The organism is Olsenella phocaeensis, from assembly GCF_048189965.1.
Classification (GTDB): Bacteria; Actinomycetota; Coriobacteriia; order Coriobacteriales; family Atopobiaceae; genus Olsenella_I; species Olsenella_I phocaeensis.
The window spans coordinates 25,402-47,532 of sequence record NZ_DBEZHV010000015.1; the positions used below are offsets into that span (position 1 = coordinate 25,402).

A 22,131-nucleotide genomic window follows, 5' to 3' on the forward strand; every position below is an offset into this window, starting at 1 on the left:
TGGCCACGCGCGCGGGCTGCGACCGACCCCCGTGCCGCACCGTCGCGAGGCCCATCAGGGCCTCCGGTTGGCGAGGGGGAGGTCGCGGTGCGAAAGCGAGACGCGGTAGCCCTGCCCCGTGAGGTAGGCTGCAGTCGCGTTGGCGATGGCCACGGAACGATGCTGGCCGCCCGTGCAGCCCACGGCGATGGAGAGCTGGGTCTTGCCCTCGGCCACGTAGCCCGGCATCGCCACGTCCAGGAGGCGCTTCCAGGCGACCATGAAGTCCGCCGTCACCTTGTTCTGCATGACGAAGTCGGTGACCAGGGCGTCGTTGCCGGTGAGCTCGCGCATGGCGGGGTCGTAGAAGGGGTTGGGCAGGAAGCGCACGTCGATCATGAGGTCGGCCTCGGCGGGGAGCCCGTGCTTGAAGCCGAAGCTGAAGACGCTCACGTCCAGGAGCTGCTGCTCGTCGAGCTCCGAGAATGCGTGCCTGATGCGGCTGCGCAGGGCGTTCGTGCGCAGGCGGCTCGTGTCGATGACCAGGTCGGACTCGTCGCGGATGGGCGCGAGCGCGGCGCGCTCGCGGGCTATGGCGGCAACGGTCGTCTCGCCCTCCTGGGCGATGGGGTGACGGCGACGGGTCTCGTCGTAGCGGCGCAGCAGCACCTCGTCCGAGCAGTCGAGGAAGAGGGTCTTGACGCTGAGCTCGTGGTCACGGAGCTGCGCCAGCGCGTCGGTGACCTCGTCGAAGAGCCCCTGGCTCCTGAGGTCGCAGGTGACGGCCAGGTGACGGCCGGTGTTGGCGTTGATCCCCACCACGCGGGCGAGGTCGAGGATGAGGCGGGGAGGCAGGTTGTCTATGCAGTAGTAGCCCATGTCCTCGAAGACGTGCAGGGCCTGGGTGCGGCCGCTGCCCGACATCCCGGTTATCACGACGATGTCGGGAACGCGGTCGGCGGCGGCCGCCTCCCTCATGCGCTGGCTGCTGCTGGGCATGGCTAGCAGAGCCTCGTGCCCGCGGGGACGTCCCGCTCGAGCGTGGCGAGCACCGAGGGGATCCCGTCCTCGTAGCCGATGTCCAGGAGCATGCCCTCGCTCACCATGCCCGCCATCTTGCGCGGGGCCATGTTGACGAGGAAGAGCGTCTTGGTCCCCTCGATGGCCTTGCAGTCCTCGCGCTCCTCCCTCATCCCCGTGAGGATGGTGCGCTTGAAGTCACCGAAGTCGACGTGGAGGGCAACGAGCTTCTTGGAGCCCCTGACGTCCTCGACGCGCTCGATCAGACCCACGCGGACGTCGAGCTTGTCCCAGTCGTCGATGGTCACGTTTGGCTTGACTGCGGCTCCCATGGACCCTCCCTCTACGGGGTGCGGGCGGGGTCCTCCCCCGCCCGCGCTGCGGACTCACCTGATTGTACGGCTAGACGTCCCACGCGAACGAACCGTTTGCGACGCGCGCCCAGGGCAGGCCAGACCCCTGCCTGGCTCGCGCCAGCAGGAGGTCAGCTGCGGACCCTGAGACGCGAGAAGTCCGCAACTGACCCGAGGGCCCCGACTCATCCCTCCACCGCGGCGCGAAACCACTTGGTGAGGCTCGTGGGGTGCGTGATGCCCGTCCCCACGACCACGGCCCAGGCGCCGGCGCCGATGGCCGCCGCCGCGTCCGCCGGCGTGTGCACGTGGCCCTCGCAGATGATGGGAAGGCCTGGGAACTCCTCGGTGGCCTGCCTCAGGAGCGGGAGGTCGGGCCCGTCGTCCATGGTGGTATCGATGGCGGCCTTGTTGTGCGAGAGGGTCGTGGACACGAGGTCACAGCCGACGGCCACCGCGTTGCGTATGTCGTCGATGGTCATGCAGTCGGCCATGACGAGGGTCTCGCACTGGGCGCGAAGGTCCGCCACCGTCTGGGCGAAGGTCCTCCCGTCGGGACGGGGCCGATCGGTGGCGTCTATGGCGACGACGTCCGCGCCGGCGTTGACGCAGGCGACGGCATGGCGCAGGGTCGGCGTGATGTATACGCCCTCGTGCCCCTCCTTCCAGAGGCCGATGACGGGCACCTGGACCCTGCCCTTGATGGCGGCGATGTCAGAGAGGCCCTGGCAGCGGATGGCGGCGGCGCCACCCTGCTCGCAGGCCTCCGCCATCTGGGCCATGGTCTCGGGATGCCGCAGGGGCTCCCCGGGATAGGCCTGGACGCTCACGACGAGCCTTCCCTTGAGCGACTGGACCAGGGGCGAGACTTCCATTTCTACCTCCAGACGTGGGGCCGCGCTCCTCGCACGGCCCCCTCGTTGCCTACTCGAACTCGGCGTAGCCCGAGCGGACTACGTTCTCGGCGGCGCCGATGAGGGGCGCGTTGCCGCCCAGCTCGCCCGAGCGGACGGGCGTGGATGCCACGGGCGGCATGACCGCCTCGTGCCAGCCGCGCTCCATGGCATCGTGCCAGGCGGGCCCGCACTGGGCGACGGAGCCCGAGAGTATGACGCAGTCGGGGTCGAGCATGTTGCACATGCTGCCCAGGACCTCGCCTATCGCATGGCCGGAGCGCGCCTCGGCGTCCCTTGCGGCCTGGTCGCCCCGTGCCGCGCGGCGGTCTATCTCGGCCCCGTCCATGGGGCTGCCGTCCGCCTGGGTGGCATCGCCGCCCAGCTCGAGGTAGCGCTCGATGATGCCGGGACCTGCGGCGATGGGCTCGAGGTGACCCGTCGCCCCACAGGAGCAGGGGACTCCGGTGGCGTCGGAGCAGCTCACGTGGCCCACGTGGCCCGCCTCGTTGTGGGCGCCCAGAAGGATGTGGCCGCCCAGCACGAAGGCACCGCCGATGCCGGTGCCCACGGCGACGACCAGGCAGCTCGAGGCGTCCCTGCCACCGCCCCAGCGCGCCTCGCCCAGGGCATGGGCGTGCACGTCGTTCAGGACGCGGGCGGGAAGTCCGAGCTCGCGCGCGAGCTCGGCTCCCAGGTGGGTGCCGCCCCAGCCGGGCATGATCTCGTTCGCGTAGGTGACGTCTCCCGTCGCGGGGTCGATGACGCCCGCGCTCGAGACGCCGATGCCGTCCAGCCCGCCGACCGCCGCCTCCGCGACGCGACGGGCGGATTCGATGGCGTTCCCGAGCACCCTCTGCCCACCGAGCTTGGCCTCGGTGGGAACCTTGCCATAGTGCTCGATGAGGGGCGCCTCGCCCGCGCGGAGCGTCACGAGGGCCGAGGCGATCTTGGTGCCTCCGATGTCGAGCGCGATGACGCGCTTGGCCTCTGCTGCCATGGGACTCCTTCCTGGGGTGCGGGCGCACCGTCGTCGCAAGCGCGCCCGGGCTTGCGTCTTCGGGCGAGAGCCGCCTCTCGCCTAGGCCTCGAGGAGGCCACAGCTCACGAGCACCGAGCGGATGGCCTCGACGTTGGTGCCCTCGAGCGCCTTGACCGGGCGGGGCATCTGGTTGGACTCGTACACGTCCATGAGCATGAGGGCGGTCTTGAAGGCGCCCACGCCGCCGCCGAAGCCCTGGACGCCCGTGGTGACGTCGAAGATGTGGCTGAGGTCGTTGAGCTTGTCCTGCTCGGCCTTGACCGTCGCCCAGTCCCCCGCCTCGGCGGCCTTCCACATGCGCACGTAGCCGTGGGGCTCGACGTTGGCGAGGCCGGGGACGGAGCCGTCCGCGCCCGAGAGGTAGGCGCCGTCGACGACAATCTCATGGCCGGTGAGGAGGCTCAGGGGGTGACCCAGCCTCTCGTTCTCCTGGCAGAGGTAGCGGAACGAGATGTCGTCGCCCGAGGAGTCCTTGACGCCCGCGAGCACGCCCTCGGCGCCCAGCTTGGCCAGGAGCTTCCAGGGGAGCTTGGTGTGAACGCAGACGGGGATGTCGTAGGCGAAGACGGGCAGGTCGAGCTCCTCGTGGAGGATGCGGAAGTGCTCCTCCACGTCTGCCATGCCGCCCAGCGCGTAGAAGGGGGCGGTGGCCACGAGGGCGTCGGCGCCCAGCTCCTGGGCGCGCCGCCCGTGCTCGATCACGCGCTCGGTCTCGGTGTCGATGATGCCCACCAGGACGGGCACGCGGTGGTCGACGATGCGCACCGCCTCGCGCACGACCTCGTCGCGCCTCTCGTCGGTGGAGAAGACCACCTCTCCCGAGGAGCCCAGGAAGAAGAGGCCGTCCACGCCCGCGTCGATCATGCGGTCGATGGAGCGCTCGAAGGAGGCTACGTCCAGCCTGCGGTCCTCGGTGTCGGGGACGACGACGGGCGGCACGACGCCACGGATCTTGAAGTCTGACATGTGGCTACCCTTTTCTCTCTGCCTGCCCGGAAGCCCGGGCACGATGGCACATCTTAGTCCTCTGCGACGCGCATGAGAGACGCGCCCCGCCCGGCACGCGGCCAGACGGGGCGCTCGCTGCTAGCGACCTATCTTGGGATGCAAGAGCGACGGTGCCGCCCCGAGGAGCGTCTTGGTGTACTCGTCCTGGGGGTCGTTGAACACCTGCTGCGCCGGACCCTGCTCCATGATCTGCCCGTGGTTCATGACGATGATTCGGTCGGAGATGTAGCGGACCGTCTGGATGTCGTGGCTGATGAAGATCATCGAGAGCCCCAGCTCGCTCTTGAGGTCGGTGAGCAGGTTGAGGATCTGGGCGCGCACGGACACGTCGAGGGCGGAGGTGGGCTCGTCGGCGATGATCGCCGAGGGGTTGAGCGACATGGCGCGGGCGATGGCGACGCGCTGGCGCTGCCCGCCCGAGAGCTGACCCGGCAGGGCGCGCAGCGCGCTCTTGGGCAGGCCCACGAGCTCCACGAGCTCGTTGATGCGCCTCTCCTGGTCGGCGGACGCCCCCACCTTGTGCACCAGCAGCGGGTCCTGCAGCTGGTCGCGGACGACCATGCGCGGGTTGAGGGCCGTGGCGGGGTCCTGGAAGACGACCGAGACGACGCGGCCTATCTTCTTGCGCAGGTCCGCCGTGCGCTTCGTGACGTCCGTCCCCTGGAAGTAGACGTGGCCGGAGGTCGGCGACTGCAGGCCGCACATGACGTTGGCCGTGGTGGACTTGCCGCAGCCCGACTCGCCCACGATTCCTATGGTCTCGCCCGGCATGAGCTTGATGGTCACGCCCTGGACCGCATGGACCAGGTTGGGGTGGAGGATGGATCCCGTGCGGGTGCGGAAGGTAACGGAGATGTCATCGAGGAAGATGATGGGTTCCTTCTGGTCGGCCACCTACCTCACCTCCTTGAGGGTGTCTAGATAGGGAACGAGCCCGTTCTGCCTCAGGTAGTCGTCGGGCAGCTCCGAGAAGCGGTGGTTGGCGCATCCTGGCAGGCTCTTGATGACGGGGTGCACGTCCAGGCCCAGCGTGGGATGGCTGGAGCGCGGGGCGAAGCGGTCGCCGCGCGGGAAGTCCTCGGGCGAGGGGACCGAGCCGGGCACCTGGTGCAGGCGGCTCCCGTCACGGGCGCCCTCCTCGATGGAGAGGACCGACCCCAGGAGCCCGCGGGTGTACTCGTGGACGGGGTTGCAGAGCAGCTCCTTGGTCGGCGCCTGCTCGATGACCTGGCCGGCGTACATGACGGTGATCTCGGACGCCACCTCGGCCACCAGGGCGAGGTCGTGGCTCACGAAGACCATGGCGAAGCCCAGCTTTGCCTGGAGGTCGTTCAGGAGCTTGATGACCTGCTTCTGGACGGTGACGTCCAGGGCCGTGGTGGGCTCGTCGCAGATGACCAGCGACGGGTCGCGGGTGAGCGCCATGGCGATGAGCACGCGCTGGCGCTGACCGCCCGACAGTTCGTGCGGGTAGGACTCGAGGGTGCGCTTGGGATCGAGGCCTACGAGCTCGAGCAGCTCCTCCGCGGAGCGGGTCCCGCCTCGGTCGGTGAGCTGCTTCATCTGCGTCGAGATGAGCATGGAGGGGTTCAGGGACGAGAGCGCGTCCTGGTAGACCATGGCGATCTCGGTGCCCAGGAGCTTGCGATGCTCCTCGGAGCTGAGCTTGAGCAGGTCCTGGCCCTTGTAGATGAGCTGGCCCGTGACCGTCTCCTTGGGGTCCACGAGGTTCATGATCGTCTTGGTGGTGATGGACTTGCCGCAGCCCGACTCGCCCACCAGGGCCATGCACTGGCCGGGGCGCACGTCGAAGCTGACGTGGTCCACGACCTGGACGTCACCGTGCGAGAGGAAGCTGATGCAGAGGTCCTTGACCTGCAGCAGGGGCTCCACGGAGTAGTCGGGGACGTGGCGGTCGTCGCGGGCGAGCTCGACCTCGCGCAGCGCGCCGAGCCTGCGACCCAGCGCCTCCGCCTGCTCCTCGTAGGCCTTGACGGGATTGGAGGCCAGGATGTCGTCGGCACGGCGGCTCTCGGAGTTGTCCGCGTCGACGGGGGCGCCGGGGGCGGCGGCCATGGCGTCGGTGAGGCCCTCGGAGAGGATGTTGAGCGCGAGGCAGGTGACCATGATGGCCATGCCCGGGAAGAGCGCCTGCCACCAACGGCCCGCGAGCACGCCACCGCGGGCGTCGGCCAGGATGTTGCCCCAGGTGGGGGTGGGCTCCTGGATGCCGGCCCCTATGAAGGTGAGGGAGGCCTCGAAGATGATGGCGTCGGCCACGAGGGTCACGGTGAATACCATGATCGGCGCGATGCAGTTGCGCAGGACGTGCCTGATCAGGATCCAGGGGGCGCGGGCGCCGGAGACGATGACCGCGCGCACGTAGTCCTCTCCGTACTCGCTCACTATGTTGGCGCGCACGATGCGGGCGATCTGGGGCGTGTACATGAAGCCGATGGAGAAGATGATCGAGCCGATGCTGTTGCCCAGGATGGACACGAACACGGCCGCGAGCGCGATGCCGGGGAAGGACATGATGATGTCCAGGACGCGCATGATCACCTCGGACACCCACTTGCGCGAGACCGCGGCGATGGCGCCGATGACGGAGCCGCAGACCAGCGCCATGAGGGTGGCGCCGAAGCCGATGACCAGCGAGTAGCGGCCGCCGTAGAGCATGCGGCTCAGGATGTCGCGCCCCTTGTCGTCGGTGCCGAAGATGAAGCCGCCACCGGGAGCCTGGCGCGCGGTGAAGATCTCGACCGGGTCATAGGGCGAGAGGACCGCGGCGAGGACGGCCGAGAGGGCCACCAGGACGAGCAGGACGAGCGAGACCTTGGAGCCGACGCTCATCTTCTTCCAGCCGCCGAGGCGAGCGCCGCCGGCGGCGGCCTGCTCGAGCTTCTCGGCCTGTTCTTTTCTCTGAGTCAGCATGGCTACACCGTCCTGATCCTGGGGTTGATGAGGAGGTAGAGCATGTCGACCACGATGTTGATCACGATGAACGACAGCGCGACGACGATGACAACGCCCTGGACCAGGTTCGTCTCGTTGCCCTGGATGCCCTCGAGGATCGCCATGCCCATGCCGGGCAGGTTGAAGATGGTCTCGATGACCACGGCGCCGCCCATGAGGTAGCCGATCTTGAGACCCAGCGTGGTGACGGGCGTGATGAGGGCGTTGCGCAGGACGTTGCGACCGATGACGACGGCCTGGGGAAGCCCGGCGCCCTTCGCGGTCTTGACGTAGTCCTTGTCGAGCTCCTCGACCATGGCGGTGCGCACGATGCGGGTCATCTGGCCGGTGAGCGGGAAGGCGAGGGCCACGGCGGGCATGAGCATGCGCGCGGCATAGCCGCCGGGGTTGGCGAAGAAGTTGGGCAGCGGGCCCGAGGCGGGCAGCACGTGCATCATCGACGAGAAGAGCAGGATCATGAGGACCGCCAGCCAGAACGAGGGCGTGGCGAGGCCGGCGATGGAGAGCACGCGGATCAGCTGGTCGGGCCATCCGTCGCGGTAGAGCGCGGCGAGCACTCCCAGGAGGAAGGACACGATGGCACCCAGGATCAGGCCGATGAAGGTGAGCTGCATGGTGACGGGCAGGGCCTTGGCCACGCGCTCGCCGACGGAGTAGTTCGAGGCGCCGTAACTCCCGAGGTCACCGTGGAGGAGCCCTCCCATGTAGCGGAGGTAGCGGGTGGGCAACGGGTCGTCCAGGCCGTGGTCGGCGTGGTACTGGGCCACCGCCTCCGGCGTGGCGCTCTCGCCGAGCGCGTTGTAGGCTGGGTCGACCTTGGAGAACGACATGAGGAAGAACACGAGGATCGTGACGCCGAGGGCCATGATGGGCAGCGCCACCAATCGCCGTCCGATGAGGCGCAGGAGGTTGTTCACGTGGCCTCTCCCCTTTCCGAACGCTGTGCGGTCAGGACGTGGCAGCTCCAAGGAGGTAGGGCCCGGGCAGTACCTGAAGCCCGGGCCCTACCCTCGCGCTGCCTGTTGGGACGGAGCCGACTACTTCGTGGTGGAGACGCCGATCAGCGAGATGCCCGTGGTCCCGATGCCCTTGAAGTCGCTGGAGACCTTGGTGCCGTCGCCGTTGGCGGTGTCACGCCAGGAGCCGGTCGTGGTCTGGACCTGCAGGACGGGATACAGGGGAACGTTCTCGGAGATGAGGTCGAAGCACTGGTTCCAGGTCTTCTGCTGCTCGTCGCCGGTCTGGGAGAGGGCCTGGTCCATCAGCTCGTGGAGCTTCGCGAACTCGGGGGAGTCGTTCCAGACGCAGCGCTTCTGCATCCAGGTGTTGTTGCCGTACCACCAGTTGAGCAGCAGGTCGGGGTCGGCACCGAAGCAGCTGGGGTCACCGGGGGCGAGCAGGAGGTCGTAGGCCTCGCCGCCGTCGATGGCGGCGTAGGTCGCCGCGGAGGTGTCGGTCTGGATCGAGACGTCGAAGCCCAGGGCGTCGAGGTCGTTCTTGATCTGCGTGGACATGGCGACGACCTGGTCGTTGTCGGTGGTGCGCAGGGTGATGGCGCTCGGCGTGATGCCGGCCTCGGCGATGAGGGACTTGGCCTTCTCCTGGTCGTAGGAATAGACCATGGAGGCCTTGTTGTAGTTGGTGAAGGTCTCGGGCAGGTAGCAGGAGGGCGTCGAGGCCATGCCGGCCAGGGCGTTGGAAATCATCTGGTCGTAGTTCAGGGCGTACATGACGGCCTGGCGGACCTTGACGTTGTCCCAGGGGGCCTTCTTGACGTTGAACATCATGAAGCGGGTACCGAAGCCCTGGACGGTGTCGATGGAGAGGCCGGCGCTCTTGAGCTGGTCGATGGAGTCGGCGGGGACGGACTCGCAGATGAGGTCGGTGCCCTCCTGGGCGGCGGTCACGCGGGCGGTGGCGTCCTTCAGGACGTCATAGCGGATCTTCTCGTCCTTGGCGGCGAACTCGCCGTTGTAGTTGGGGTTGGGGACGAGGGTGACGGAGGCGTCGGTGATCTCGTCGTACATCCAGGGGCCGGTGCCGGTGGGCTTCGCGGTCAGGTCCTCGTCGGTCGCGGAGCTGGGGACGACCTTGACGATCGCCAGACGCTCCTTGAGCAGCGAGAAGTCGGGGAAGGCGGTCTTGACGGTGACGGTGGTGTCGTCCTTGGCCTCGATGGAGGCGATGGGGGTGAGCATCGAGACGTAGATGTTGCCCTCGGCGTTGGCGCGCTTGAAGGACGAGACGACGTCCTCCGCCTTGACGTCGGTGCCGTCGGAGAACTTGGCGCCGTCGCGCAGCTTGACCTCGAAGGTGGTGTCATCGACCTTGGTGGGGTCGCCGGCGGCCAGGGCGGCGCGGGTGCTGTAGTCATGGAAGTCGAGCTCGTAGAGGCCCTCGACCACGTTCATGTTGGCACTCAGGGCGAGCGCCGAGGACGTGGTGGACGGGTGGTAGTTCTGGGTCGCGTAGGCGGTGCCCACGGTGAGGGTGCCGCCGGCCGCCTTCTCGCCACCGGCGCTGCTGCCGCCGTTGCTGCCGGAGCCGCCGCCGCAGCCCACGAGCCCCAGGCCCGCGACGGCCGCGACGCCGCTCGAGACTCCGAGGAAGGTGCGACGCGAAAGGTTCTTGCCCATCAGGTCTTTCATGTTCTTGCCTCTCTCCACGCAAACGTGTCCCTTGTTGCGCAGAACGGGGTCGGCGCAACCTCTCGCCCGCTAGCGTATGGCATTTCAGGCATGTTTCGAGATCATCTCCGCCCAGCGGCAAGCGAGGGGCAACGGACGGGGTGGCAGGGGCTTCGGGCGTGGGCTACTCCGACCCGTCCCCTCGCCCCTCTCCGCCGGAAGGCGAACTGGGACCAGGGGCTCCCCCGGCATCCGCCTCCGTCTCGGGCGAGAGGGACGCGCCCTCCCCCTCCCAGGCGTGCACCGTCTGCCAGACCTCCTCGGCCACGGAGCGGGGAAGGCCCTCGACCTCGGCGACCTGGTCGACGCTCGCGGCGCGCAGGCCCTTGAGGGAGCCGAAGCGACGTAGGATGGCCCGCTTGCGCTTGGGCCCCACGCCCTCGACGTCGTCCAGCACCGAGACGGACTGCGCCTTGGTGCGCAGTTCCCGGTGGAAGGTGATGGCGAAGCGGTGGCTCTCGTCCCTCACCTGCTTGATGAGGTAGAGCGAGGGAGAGCCCGAGGGCAGCACCACCGGCGTGTCGTCCCAGGGGACGAAGACCTCCTCGTCCGACTTGGCCAGGCCGCAGACCGGGATGTCGAGCCCCAGCTCCTCGAGCTGGTGAATCGCGGCGGAGAGCTGGGGCTTGCCGCCGTCCACCACGAGGAGGTCGGGAGGCGCCGCGGCGAAGCGCTCGTCCCCCATGTTCTTGGGGCTGTAGCGCCTGCCCAGCACCTCCTCCATGCTTGCGAAGTCGTTGGCCTCGTCGAGCTCGGCGCGGATCTTGAAGCGACGGTACTGGCCCTTGTCGGGCCGACCGTTGGTGAAGACCACCATGGACGCCACGGTGAAGGCCCCGTGCAGGGTCGAGATGTCGAAGCACTCTATGCGCATCGGCGGTCGCTCCAGGGCGAGCGCGCTCTCGAGCTGGAGGAGGGCCTGGTTGGTGCGCTCGTCGGCGTACCCCGTGCGCACCATGTAGCGCATGAGGGCGTGGCGGGCGTTCCTCTCCGCCATCTGGAGGAGGTGGCTCTTCTCGCCTCGCTGGGGGCGGTGCAAGCGGCAGAGCCTCCCGCGCTTCGCGCTGAGCCACTCGCCCAGGAGCTGCGCGTCGGGCAGCTCGCAGGCGAGGTCGACCTCCTGGGGCACGTCGGCGGTCTCGTCGTAGTAGCGCTTGAGGAAGCCGGCGGCGAGCTCCTGCTCGTCCACGTCCATGCCCTTGTTGAGGATGAACTCGCTGGTGCGGATCGTGCGCCCCTCCCGCACGACGAAGACGCAGGCGCAGCTGATCGTCTCCTCGCGGTAGAAGCCGATGAGGTCGAGGCTCACGTCGCTCGAGAACATGACCTCCTGGCGGTCGTCCAGCCCGCCTATGACGTCGAGGCGCCGCTTGATGCGGGAGGCGCGCTCGAACTCGAGCTCGGCCGCCGCATCGCGCATCTGTTCCTCGAGCTCCTCCACCACCTGTCGTCGCCTCCCCGAGAGGAAGCTCTCCACCTGGCTCACGTGACGTGCGTAGTCCACGGTGGTGATGGCGCCGCAGCAGACGCCGGGCCCGCGACCCACGTGGTAGTCGAAGCAGGGGCGGCCGCGCTCGGCCAGGACCATGTTGGCCACGGCCACGTCGTCGGGGTGGCTCTGGAGGTAGCGACGCGCCCTCTTCCACTCCGCGCAGTTGGCGGAGCAGATGGGGAGCACCTTGCGCAGGGTGTCGATGGTCTCGCGGGCGGCCTGGGCGTCGGTGTAGGGACCGAAGTAACGGGTCCCCTTGCGGTGGCGCTCGCGGGTGTACTTGATGGCCGGGTATACGTCCGACTCGGTGATGGCTATGTAGGGATAGCTCTTGTCGTCCTTGAAGTCGACGTTGAAGTAGGGGTGGTACTGGGCGATGAGGTTGCGCTCCAGCACCAGCGCCTCGTGCTCGGAGCCCACGACCACGTAGTCGAAGCTGCGCACCACCTGCATCATGAGGGGAATCTTCGCGCGGTCATCCTGGAGGGTCACATACTGGCGCATGCGGGCGCGGAGGTTCTTGGCCTTGCCCACGTAGATGACCTCGCCCTTGCCGTCCTTCCAGAGGTAGCAGCCGGGGTCGGTGGGGACGAGCTCCACCTGCTCGGCGATGCTGGGCCTGCCGCCCTCGGAGCGGTCTGTGGCGAGAGGCTCCCCCTCGCCCGGCCTTTTGCCCCCACGCGCGGCCATGCTAGCGGGCCGCCTCTGCCGCGAGGGCCGCGAGCTGGCGTGCCTGCTCGGGCGTGACGTCGCAGGGAAGCGCCACCGGCCCGCGCGAGAGGCGCTCGGTCACGGGGAGCCCCTCCATGCCGCCGTCGAAGCCATATGCAGCAGGGTCCTCGACGCCGGGGAAGAGGAGCGGGCGGTACCAGGGCACGGCATAGTGCCCCGCCGCGCGCACGCTGGCGAGGAGAGCCTCGGAGCGCCCGGAGTCGGCCAGGAAGACGGGGAGGCGCAGCAGCGGCTGGGCGGGACCTGCGCACACGGCGGCGGGCAGGGCGACTCCCGTGTCGGCAAGGGAGCGCACGTACTCGGTCACGGCCTCTCGTCGCAGGGCCTCCTGGGCGTCGAGCCCCTCCAGGGCCTCCAGGGCCCGGGAGGCTATCCACTCGCCAGGCTGGCAGGGCTCGTGCGAGACGTGGCCCCTCTGCTCCTCGGGTGATATCGCGGCGTCGAAGCTTCCTCGGGCCTCCCAGCGCGCGCGAAGGGCGCGGCGGGGACCGGCGGGCAGGTGGTTGAGCACGCGGATGCGGCTGCGATAGCCCTTGGCGGCCTCCTCGAGCACGGGGTCGATGGGGGGAAGCGAGCCCAGAGCCCCCACCAGGGCGGCCCTGAGCCCGGAGTCCGCCATCCGGGGGCTCACGTACACCGCCCCGCCGAAGTGGGTGGGGAGCATCTTCTCCACCCCGAAGGAGTGGACGGAGACGTCGGCGAGCGGTCGTCCCTCGCCGTCGCGCGCGAGCCTCCCCACGCAGTGGGCGCAGTCCTCGACGAGAAGCGCCCCCGCCGCGTCCGCGGCCTCCCTCAGGGCGAGGTCGCCCGCTGGCTCGAAGATCCCGAAGCTGTGCTGAAGGACCACGGCCCGCGAGCTCGGGCCGAGTCCGAGCCGGGAGGCGTCGAGCGCCAGGCTCGACGCCGAGACGTCCGCGTAGCGCGGGGCGAGCCCGGCCTCGACGATGGGGTCGACGGCGGTGCAGCAGGTCAGGAGCTGCGTCACGACCTCGCCCGCGCCCCGCAGCCGTGCGAGCTCGCGGAAGGCCACGAGCATGCCGTGCCGCGCCCGGTAGGTGAGGAACCAGTCGTCCTCGGAGGTGCCGCTGCGCCGCGCGAGCGCGCGCCTCAGCTCGAGCGACGAGTCCGCCATGTATGCCCCTCTCGCCTAGTCCTCGAGCTCTCGGTGCCCGAAGTGCCTCTTGAAGTCCAGATAGTAATGCGCCCAGAGCTTAGCCATGTTCCAGAGCCTCCGGGGGCTGTCGTCGTGCGCCCCGAAGAGCGTGGTGCCCACCCTGCCCTGGCGCATGAGCTCGAGCGCGCGGTCGCGGCCCGGCCCCTTGGCGGCGTAGCGGCGCACGATGGAGCGGGGCACGCCCACCCAGAGGAACTCGTTGGTGGCGTGGACCGCGGGCCCGCGCCTGCCCTCGACGACGTCCGCCACCACGTGCTCGGCGAGGTTGTAGCCGGCCAGCGTGGTGAAGAAGCTGCTCCTCCCCTGGCGGGGGTTGAAGTCAAGGAGCTTGCAGCTGCCGTCGCGCTCGTCGTACTTCATGTCGATGTTGAAGTAGCCGAAGTAGTCGATGTGGCCCATCAGCCGCTCGACGGAGGCATAGATGCCCTCGTCCGCGTACGAGACGATGGCCGCATAGTTGCCGATGCGCATGGGAGCGCAGTCCTCGAGCACGGGGTGGCCCAGCGAGAGGAGTGATATGGAGCCGTCCTGGCGCACGTAGCCGTTCATGACCCGCATGTTGCCGTCGTCGCCGGGGATGAAGTCCTGGATCACGAGCTGCCCCTGGTAGCCCGAGGCGTAGGCGCGTCGTATGGTCTTGGCCAGCATCTCCCCGTCGTCCAGGACGAAGGCCTTCTTCTGCCCCTGGAAGGGGTGGTCGCGCCACGACGCGGCGTCGGTGGGCTTGAGCGCCACGGGAAATCCGAAGGGAAGCTCGGGCAGCCTGCCTTCGTCCCCGGGACCGATGGTGACCGTGCGGGGGTAGGGCACGCCGGCGCGCTCGCAGAGGGCGTAGAAGCGCGCCTTGTCGTTGAGCTCGTCGAGGACGCCCGGCCCGGAGCAGACGCAGCGATAGACCGGGTCCAGCTCGGCCTTGTGGTTGGAGAGGAGCAGCGAGTAGTCGTCGCCGCAGGGTATGACCAGGGGGATCGTGTCCCTGAAGCCGTCGGCGTCCCCGTTGAGGAGCTCGACGAAGCGCGCGGGGTCGAGGAAGTCGGCGTCACAGCGCTGCTCGATGAACTTCGAGTCGCGCGTGGGGGTGAGGGGGAAGCTGCCGTAGCAGACGCTGGCCACGCCGTAGCGCTCCCAGAAGGCGCGCGCCATGCCGTAGGACCCGATCTCGGTTCCCAGGAGGATGGACACGAAGGAAGCAGCGCCCCTCTCCCCCATTGCTGACCTGCCACCCTCCACAGCCTGCTCCGCCATCGCGCGCACCCGTCTCTCGTGCTTGTGCCTCGGCCCTGCCCAGGCGGCGCCATGCCACCCGCCTGCCGGCCGCCCGACCCTGCCCGCCCGCGTGGCGCGGGCCTCCGCATATTGTAGGCAGGCTGCGAAGGGGGCAGGGACAGTGCACCGTAGGAACAGAACTCCCTCCCACTCGCCTACAATCGTCCGGATGGGCGAGAGGCGCGTGCGCGCCGGGGAGGAGCCTTCGTGAACAAGCCAATCCTGGGGATCATCGGCGGGGTGGGACCCCTCGCCACCGCCTACTTCATGGAGGCCATCATCAAGAAGACCCCTGCGGCGACCGACCAGGACAATATCCCCATGATCGTCTTCAACGACCCGCAGATCCCCGACCGCACCGCCTACATCCTGGACCACTCGCGCCCCGACCCCCAGCCCGAGATGCGCAAGGTGGCCCGCTGGCTCGAGGACGCCGGTGCCGACTACCTGGCCATCGCCTGCAACACGGCGCACTACTTCTATGACGCGATCAGCGACGCGGTGGACGTCCCCGTCCTCAACATCATGGAGGAGACCGCCAAGCGCATGGCACTCGACGTGGGTCGTGGCGGCAGGGTGGGCCTCATGGCAACCGACGGGACGGTCCAGTCCGGCGTCTTCCAGGGCTACCTCGCAGAGCGCGGGCTCGTCGGCGTGGTGCCCAGGGCCCAGACGCAGCGCAGGATCATGTCGCTGATCTACGACGGGGTCAAGGCAAACGCGCCCTACGACCCGGGCGAGCTCTGCGCCATTGCCGAGGAGCTGCGCCAGGAGGGCTGCGACGCCGTCGTGGTGGGCTGCACCGAGCTCTCTGTCATCTACCAGGACCTGGCAGAGCGCCCTACCTGGCTCTACGACTCCCTCGACGTGCTGGCGCAGCGCTGCGTCGACCTCTACCTCTGGGCGCGCGAGCGAGGCGGCGACATCGGCATGTAGGGGCGGCGAGAGACCCGCTCCCGCCGCCCCGCCTGGCCTCCGCCCCGCAGCGACGTCCCGACCACGGACGGAGGCCTCTCCCGCCCGCCCCTAGGGCAGGCGGCTGACGCCCTAGCCCTTCGCGCCGTAGCTGTAGCTGAAGTCGTAGGTGCGCAGGACGTCGTAGTCCTCGTCCATGAGCTCGATCTTGCCGCTGATGTCCTTGAGGGAGGCGAGCTCGTGGCCAACCTCGGCGCCATCATAGAAGGCCTTGCAGTCGACGTAGGTCCCCGGCTTTGTCAGCTCGAAGAGGCCGATGGGCTCGCGCATCTCCCCGTTGATGGAGAAGCTCTCGGACTGCGACCAGATCCTGAGGCTCTTGTCTGAGTTGTTCTTGAAGTTGACCACGAAGCCGGGGTCGCCCGTAAAGTCGACGAAGACCTCGGTCATGCGGATGGTGGCGAGCTCGTCGTCTGCGATGAGGTAGTCCACGGCCTCGCTTGCCTTGTCGTCCGTGCTTCCGCCGCCCTTCGGCATGTCCTCCTTGACGAGGTCGCCCTTCTCGAACACCATCTTGGTGCCGTCCTCGTCGCCCACGAGCTTGCCGTCCTTGAGCTCGAGGCTGCTCGCCGCAGTCTCGCTGTCGTTGATGAGCACGGTCGTGTCGTCCTTGAGGCTCCACTTGAGGTCCTCGACGTCTCCGGCGAGGTCCATCGTCCCCGTGCCGTCCTCGACGAGCGTGATGCGGAAGTAGATCCCCAACCCGGTCATGTCCTCGAGCGTGAGGTCACCCAGGTCCTTGTCGCTGACCGAGACGGCGGTCCAGGTGCCCAGGAAGTCCGCCTTGGGGTCCTTGGAGGGCGCCACCGTCCCCATGCCCTTCGATGCGCCACAGCCCACGAGGGCGACGAGCGCGACGAGGACGACGAGGGCACCCAGCCTCCTTGCCAGGGACGTGCGGATTGACGCGGCGTTCATCTTCCAACCTCCCATCCGTCGGGAACCCCATACCTGCGGGTCGACATCGCGATGGGCGGGCCCATGGGGGCACGAGTCCCACGGTCGCCTAGGAGCTGGCGCCGCCTGCGCTTGCGGTGTCGGCCTCTGGGCCGATTATCCCATGGACGGTGGCCCCCCGGACTGGTCCCCGCGGCGGGTCGTGCGGCCGGTCGGTTCCGCGAGCCAAGCGGGACGTGGTAGCTCAAGACGGCTAGAAGATGGTGCTGGCCCAGCCGCAGGCGACACGGAGGCAGGCCGTCGCACCATGGCCAGCCACCCGGAAGAAGAAGGGGAGGCCCCGCCGAAGCGAAGCCTCCCCGTGACAAGTCGTTTGCCCGTGACGGCCGTCGCTGCCCGCAGGCTAGACGATCGGGCCGCCGCCCACGAAGCTGCCGGCGGAGTAGTAGACGCTCGTGACCTCGACGCCACCGTAGTTGGAGTGGATCATCTGCCCGTTGCCGATGCAGAGGCCCACGTGGGTCGTGGAGCCGGTGCCCCCGCCCCAGAACATGAGGTCCCCCGCCTTGAGGTTGGCCTGGTTGGTGGTGAAGCCGCCCCTCTGGAGCACCCAGCCGATCATCGAGTTGTTGTAGCCGTTTGACATGCGCTGGCCGCGGGGGATGCTGTAGCCGGCCTGCCGGTAGGCCCACCACACGATGCCGGAGCAGTCGAACTCCTGGTTGGCGATGGCGTTGCCCGCCCAGGAATAGCTCACGCCCAGCTGGGAGCGGGCGGCCGAGATGACGGCCGAGATGCCCGAGCCGTACGACTCGTCGACCTGCGGGGCGGGGGCGGGAGCGCTGTTGGAACTGGAGTTGGAGCTTGAGCCTGAGCTCGATCCGGAGTCGGAGCCCGTGCCGGCCTCCTGGCCGGACCCGGCGTTCGAGTCGTGGTTGGCGTCGCCCTGGCCCTGGGCCTCGCCCTGGTTCGACTCGCCCGACTGGCCGTCTGCGCCCGTCTGCCCACCTGCCTGGGCATCGGACTGTCCGCCGCTCTCACCCTGCTGGGCATCCTGCGCGGCACGCGCGGCCGCCTCGGCGGCCGCCTTCTCGGCAGCGGCCTTCTCTGCGGCCTCGCGCTCTGCGGCGAGCTGGCGCTGGACCTCCTCGGAGAGCCCGTTCACGTACTCCTGCTGCTGCGACTGGAGGCTCTGGATCTGGCTGAAGCTCTGCTCGGACTGGCTGAGCAGCTCCTCCTGCTGGCTCTCCTCCTCCTGGAGGCGGTCCTTCTGCCCTTGCAGCTCGCCCTGGATGGTCCTCACCACGTTGATGGCGTCGGTCTGGCTGGCCGAGACCTTGTTGGCGTAGTACACGCGCGAGACGAGGTCCTGGAAGTCGTTGGAGCCGAGCACGAACGAGAGGAAGTCGACGCCGCTCTTGTAGTTGGCCGCCATGGTCTGCGAGAGGGTGCCGCGCGCGACGCCAAGCTCCTGCTCCTTCGCGTCGATCTGCGACTGGGTCTCGCTCATTGCCGCGCGGGTGTCCTCCAACGAGGCCTGGGCGTCCTCGAGCTGCGAGAATGCCGTGGCACACTGGCCCTGGAGCTCGTCCAGACGTGCGCGGGCGGAGTCGAGCTCGGTCTGGGTCTGGGCGGCGGTGTCCGCCGCGAAGGCGTGGGTCGGGACTGCGGAGAGTGCCAGGGTGAGGGAGAGGCTCAGGGCGACCCCCGACCTGACGACAGCGCGTGTCTTTTCCGTCATCTGTTTCCTCGCAATACTGTCTCTGGTGCGTTGGACGTGCGTTGAGAGCAGCAGTCGCGACCAGTCTATCCCCTTGCGGGAACGGGAGCCACGCCCTGCTGCCGGACGCGAGGAGCGCGCCCGCGACCGGAGGGTCCGGTCGCCATGGTTATCTGGTTAGGTTAACGCAACTCGCACGACGTCAGTTCGTGGTCGCGACCGACTACAAAGAGTCAACATCCAGCCAAAGTAAGGTGGGGGACGCGAAGCCGGCGCTAGCGCTTGCGGGCCTCGAGCTCGCCCGCGAGCTCGCCCAGCCCCACGCCATAGCGCTCGAGCGTGACCAGCAGGTGGTAGACGAGGTCGCCTGCCTCGTAGCGGATGTGGTCGTGGTCGTCGTCCTTGCAGGCCATGATCACCTCGCTGGCCTCCTCGGCGAGCTTCTTCAGCAGCTCGTCTTCCTGGCCGGTGAGCAACCGCGCCGTGTAGGACTCCTCGGGGTCGCTCTCCCAACGGCCGTGGAGCGTGCGGGCAAGCGACTCCAGGGTCTGGCCGATGTCCGCCGCCCGGACGTTCGCGGTTCTCTCGCCCATTGCTCAGTCCTCCCCGTCGGACGGATGGGAATCGCCCGCATCGTGCCTGCCGTCGTCGCCCTCCCACGCGGACGCGCCCATCGGGGCGATGGCGCGGAAGAAGCAGCTCCGGTGGCCGGTGTGGCAGGCCGGGCCAGGGGAGTCGACCTCAAGGAGCAGGGCGTCCGCGTCGCAGTCGACCAGGACGCGACGGACCTTCTGGACGTTTCCGCTGGTGGCTCCCTTGTTCCAGAGCTCCTGGCGAGACCTGCTCCAGAACCAGCTGGTGCCCGTCCCCAGCGTGAGCTCCAGGGACTCTCTGCTCATCCAGGCGAGCATGAGGAGCTCCCCGCTGCCCGCCTGCTGCACCACGGCCGGCACGAGGCCGCGCTCGTCGAAGGCGATGTCGAGCTCGTCCAGGTTGCGGAGCTCGACCCTCTCGCCCGCATAGGACTGCGATTCCTCGTCCATCGTTCCTCCCTGGCGTCATGTCGCTCCTGCGCGGCGGCGGCACGTCCCGGTGCCGACGCCCGCCTGGGTCACTCTATTACACTTGCAGCCGACGGGAGCAAGGGGTAACGCAGTGGAAAGGAGCCCCATGAGGATCGAGGCCGAGGCAAGCTGCGACGTGCTGGTCGTGGGTGGGGGCATCGCGGGGACCCAGGCCGCGGTCGCCGCAGCGAGGGAGGGGGCCCGCGTGACCCTGGCCTGCGCCGGGCCGACCTTCTCTGGCTCGAGCTTTGCCGGGAGCACCTGGGGCGTGGGCCTCGTGGGGCCGGACGGCGCGGATGACGTGGACGACCTGGCCCGCGCCATCCGCGAGCTGGGCCAGGGCATGGCGGACCCGGTGCTCGCGCGCGCCCTGGCGGCGGGCATCCCCGACGCCGTCGAGAGGCTCGAGTCCCAGGGGGTGGCACTGCGACGGCCCGCGGACGCCGGCGAGCGGGAGTACGTCCCCTGCTTCGACAGCCACCGCAGGCTCTGGCGCGGCCTGGAGCGCGCGCCCTACCGCGAGGCCGTGGGCAGGGAGCTCGCGCGGCTCGGCGTGGGGCTCCTCCCCCACTGCGAGCTCGTGGAGCTCGTCGAGGAGGGCCAGCGGCGCGTCGACCTGGACGCCATGGCACCGGAGGCGACCGACACGACGCCGGGCGCGGGGGCTGGCATCGCCGGGGCCCTGCTCTTCGACACCAGGGACGGCCGTGCCTTCTGCGCCCACGCCCCCTCCGTGGTGCTCGCCACGGGCGGCTGCGCCGGCCTCTTCGCGGGCTCCCTCGCGGGAGCCGGGACGGACGGCGTGGGCCACGCCCTGGCGCTGAGGCACGGCGCCACCCTCACCAACCTTGAGTTCCTCCAGGTCATGCCCACGATCGTCTCGCCCGTGAGGGACGTGGTCTTCAACGAGAAGAGCTTCCGCTGGGCCCGCGTCGACGAGCTCGAGCGCAGGAGACCCGACGACTGGAAACGGCTCCTCGAGCTGCGCGCGGGGCACGGCCCCACCAGCGCGCGCGTTGGTGACCACGACGTGGACCTCGCCCTCGCCTCGCCCCAGGGGGCAGGGCTTCGCTACGAGGGACTTCCCGACCCTCTGCCCGAGTTCGTCGAGTCGTTCTTCTCCTGGCTCGAGGGCCGTGGCGTGGCACGCGGGGACGAGCTCCGCGTGGGGCTGGCCGCACAGGCGAGCAATGGCGGGATCCTGATCGGGACGGACGCGGGGGTCGTGGGCGTGCCGGGCCTCTTTGCCTGCGGCGAATGCGCCGGGGGCATGCACGGCGCCGACCGCATCGGCGGCCTGGCGAGCGCGAGCTGCCTCGTGTTCGGACAGGCGGCGGGCGCGGGCGCCGCACGGCGGGCCCTGGGCAGCGAGCGCGTGGCGGCGGCTGGTGCGGGCGAGGCGCTGGAGCTGAGATCGAGCTCCTCTCCCCTGGCGCCCAAGGCGGCGCGGGAGCTGCGACAGGTCATGGCCGAGGGCTGCCTCTTCCCCCGCGACGCCCATGGCCTGGGACACGTGCTGCACGCGCTGGGAGGGTTGCGCGGGGAGCTCGCGGTGACCTCGACCGCGTCCGTTGACGCGCGTCGCATGGCCCAGACCGCCCAGGTTCGCGCGGAGCTCCTCTGCGCCGAGGTCATGGCCCGCATGATGCTGGAACGCGCCGAGAGCCGCGGGAGCCACTTCCGGGCGGACTTCCCCGAGGAGCGGGACGAGCTCGGGAGTCCCCTGCGAGCGCGGCTGGGTCAGGGCCGGCTGAAGCTCAGACTGGCCGGAGGGTCTTCCTAGGCGGCGCATCGTTCAGAACGCGCCCGAGCCGGCAGGATCTTGCGAACTCGGGCGAGTCCTGAACGGTTGGGGCATCTAGAGAGAGCCTGATGCGGGAAGGACCAGCTGGGTCGAAGGGAGGACATCGCATTCCCCTCGTCGTCCCATACATGTCCGAAGGGAAGCAGCGACTCCCTGAGCAGGACCCTCTTGCCCTCCTTGGAAGGGGGCAGCACCAGGTCGCGCCCGCATAGGTGGCGGCTCAGCCTCCTTGCGAGCTCGGTCGCAGCCGCCTGGTTTCTAAGCTGGCCAATCCCCACGAGCTCGACTCGCCAGCCGTCGCGCCTGAGGCCAAGGACCCTCGACAGGTCACGCCCAAACTCCCCGTGGTACTCCCTGCCAAGATATTCCACGGCGACCCGCCTCCGAGGCCACGAAAGGTCGGGGGAGCAGCGCCGCTGGCCCACGATCCGTGCGGCGCCGGGGCTCAGCGTCAGCTGGCCGTTGAGGATGGGGCGGGGCAGCCCGTAGCCTCCCCAGCGGGTCGGGAGGCACAGGAGCAGCGCCAGGGAGCTTTCCATGGGCGAGGAGGAACCGTCGATGACGAGCCCCGCCGCGCGCCGGGCCTTGGCGACGCTGCGCGTTGCATGCACCGCGTCCAGATAGGCGAGCAGGCCAGCCCTCGAGCAGAGAGGGGGCCTGTCCAGGAAGCCACGGCGGCCCTCCGCCAGGGAGTAGTGTCCGCACAGCTCCATGCCCAGCCGCAGGAGGTCGACGGGGGAATGGCTCCCCGCAAGCTGCAGGAAGCAGAGCTCGGGGACGCAGACGTAGACGTTCGGGACGAGCTCGGAGAAGCTCCGGCGCGGCAGCTCGCCCGACAGGCAATGGCAACGAACGCCGGAGCCGTTTCGGCGCTGGCCCTGTGACGCGACGAGAAGGTCGACCGGGCGCCCTCGTCGCAAGACTCCCAGATTCCGCAGCGATTCGAGCGTCGCTGACCCGGCACGGGCGTCCTCAAGCCCCCTGGTGCAACGTGACGGCGGCCTTCTGCCCCGGGCGGCATGCTCGGCCCAGAACCACAGGGCGCTATG

General features: G+C 69.2%; 19 protein-coding genes. 2 read left to right on the forward strand and 17 right to left on the reverse strand.

All coding sequences use genetic code 11. The annotated features are described in order from the left end of the window. Positions 1–54 precede the first annotated feature (54 nt). From rapZ to ACMPH2_RS07470, 12 genes are all read right to left on the reverse strand, one after another. Positions 55–978, reverse strand: a complete 924-nt coding sequence (gene rapZ, locus ACMPH2_RS07415) for an RNase adapter RapZ (protein ID WP_062529763.1) — start codon at positions 976–978, stop codon at positions 55–57. Positions 979–980: 2 nt separating this feature from the next. Beyond that, on the reverse strand, positions 981–1,331 hold the full coding sequence (locus tag ACMPH2_RS07420) for a tRNA-binding protein (RefSeq protein ID WP_303132992.1): 351 nt from the start codon (positions 1,329–1,331) through the stop codon (positions 981–983). Positions 1,332–1,537: 206 nt separating this feature from the next. Then, positions 1,538–2,227, reverse strand: a complete 690-nt coding sequence (locus ACMPH2_RS07425) for an N-acetylmannosamine-6-phosphate 2-epimerase (RefSeq protein WP_062529759.1) — start codon at positions 2,225–2,227, stop codon at positions 1,538–1,540. A 49-nt stretch (positions 2,228–2,276) separates the two neighbouring features. Further along, positions 2,277–3,245 (reverse strand): ROK family protein, encoded by a 969-nt coding sequence (locus ACMPH2_RS07430; RefSeq protein ID WP_062529757.1) that lies wholly within the window; start codon positions 3,243–3,245, stop codon positions 2,277–2,279. A gap of 81 nt (positions 3,246–3,326) precedes the next feature. Beyond that, entirely contained in the window at positions 3,327–4,253 is a 927-nt protein-coding gene (locus ACMPH2_RS07435; RefSeq protein WP_417119081.1) for a dihydrodipicolinate synthase family protein, read from the reverse strand. Between the two features lie 120 nt (positions 4,254–4,373). After that, positions 4,374–5,189, reverse strand: coding sequence for an ABC transporter ATP-binding protein (locus ACMPH2_RS07440; protein WP_009277834.1), 816 nt, complete (start codon positions 5,187–5,189; stop codon positions 4,374–4,376). Further along, positions 5,190–7,229, reverse strand: coding sequence for a dipeptide/oligopeptide/nickel ABC transporter permease/ATP-binding protein (locus ACMPH2_RS07445; protein ID WP_417119082.1), 2,040 nt, complete (start codon positions 7,227–7,229; stop codon positions 5,190–5,192). 2 nt (positions 7,230–7,231) lie between these two features. Then, a complete protein-coding gene (locus tag ACMPH2_RS07450) occupies positions 7,232–8,188 on the reverse strand; it encodes an ABC transporter permease (protein ID WP_009277836.1) in 957 nt (318 codons plus the stop codon). A gap of 120 nt (positions 8,189–8,308) precedes the next feature. Beyond that, positions 8,309–9,919, reverse strand: a complete 1,611-nt coding sequence (locus ACMPH2_RS07455; protein ID WP_417119083.1) for an ABC transporter substrate-binding protein — start codon at positions 9,917–9,919, stop codon at positions 8,309–8,311. A 163-nt stretch (positions 9,920–10,082) separates the two neighbouring features. Then, positions 10,083–12,140 (reverse strand): excinuclease ABC subunit UvrC, encoded by a 2,058-nt coding sequence (gene uvrC, locus ACMPH2_RS07460; protein WP_303133002.1) that lies wholly within the window; start codon positions 12,138–12,140, stop codon positions 10,083–10,085. Position 12,141: 1 nt separating this feature from the next. Further along, the gene (locus ACMPH2_RS07465) at positions 12,142–13,314 is read right to left on the reverse strand and encodes a DegT/DnrJ/EryC1/StrS family aminotransferase (RefSeq protein ID WP_417119084.1); all 1,173 of its coding nucleotides are present in this window, start codon (positions 13,312–13,314) and stop codon (positions 12,142–12,144) included. A gap of 15 nt (positions 13,315–13,329) precedes the next feature. Further along, positions 13,330–14,601 (reverse strand): carboxylate--amine ligase, encoded by a 1,272-nt coding sequence (locus ACMPH2_RS07470; RefSeq protein WP_417119085.1) that lies wholly within the window; start codon positions 14,599–14,601, stop codon positions 13,330–13,332. Between the two features lie 228 nt (positions 14,602–14,829). On the opposite strand from ACMPH2_RS07470, the gene cuyB reads away from it, so the two are divergent. Further along, on the forward strand, positions 14,830–15,558 hold the full coding sequence (cuyB, locus tag ACMPH2_RS07475; RefSeq protein ID WP_417119086.1) for a cysteate racemase: 729 nt from the start codon (positions 14,830–14,832) through the stop codon (positions 15,556–15,558). Between the two features lie 111 nt (positions 15,559–15,669). Here cuyB and ACMPH2_RS07480 read toward each other — a convergent pair whose 3' ends face one another. The 4 genes from ACMPH2_RS07480 to hisI form a co-directional block, all read right to left on the reverse strand. Next, a complete protein-coding gene (locus ACMPH2_RS07480) occupies positions 15,670–16,515 on the reverse strand; it encodes a hypothetical protein (protein ID WP_314639013.1) in 846 nt (281 codons plus the stop codon). Positions 16,516–16,897: 382 nt separating this feature from the next. Next, a complete protein-coding gene (locus ACMPH2_RS07485) occupies positions 16,898–18,235 on the reverse strand; it encodes a C40 family peptidase (RefSeq protein ID WP_417119087.1) in 1,338 nt (445 codons plus the stop codon). A 254-nt stretch (positions 18,236–18,489) separates the two neighbouring features. Next, entirely contained in the window at positions 18,490–18,807 is a 318-nt protein-coding gene (hisE, locus tag ACMPH2_RS07490) for a phosphoribosyl-ATP diphosphatase (protein WP_009277844.1), read from the reverse strand. Positions 18,808–18,810: 3 nt separating this feature from the next. Then, the gene (gene hisI, locus ACMPH2_RS07495; protein ID WP_417119088.1) at positions 18,811–19,257 is read right to left on the reverse strand and encodes a phosphoribosyl-AMP cyclohydrolase; all 447 of its coding nucleotides are present in this window, start codon (positions 19,255–19,257) and stop codon (positions 18,811–18,813) included. A 127-nt stretch (positions 19,258–19,384) separates the two neighbouring features. Between hisI and ACMPH2_RS07500 the strand changes: the two genes are divergently transcribed. Beyond that, positions 19,385–21,061, forward strand: a complete 1,677-nt coding sequence (locus ACMPH2_RS07500) for an FAD-binding protein (RefSeq protein WP_417119089.1) — start codon at positions 19,385–19,387, stop codon at positions 21,059–21,061. On the opposite strand, the gene ACMPH2_RS07505 is transcribed toward ACMPH2_RS07500, so the two are convergent. Then, positions 21,058–22,002 carry a hypothetical protein gene (locus tag ACMPH2_RS07505; RefSeq protein WP_417119090.1) on the reverse strand — a complete coding sequence of 315 codons (945 nt, stop codon included), beginning with the start codon at positions 22,000–22,002 and terminating at the stop codon, positions 21,058–21,060. The genes ACMPH2_RS07500 and ACMPH2_RS07505 overlap by 4 nt on opposite strands. Between the last annotated feature and the right edge of the window lie 129 nt (positions 22,003–22,131).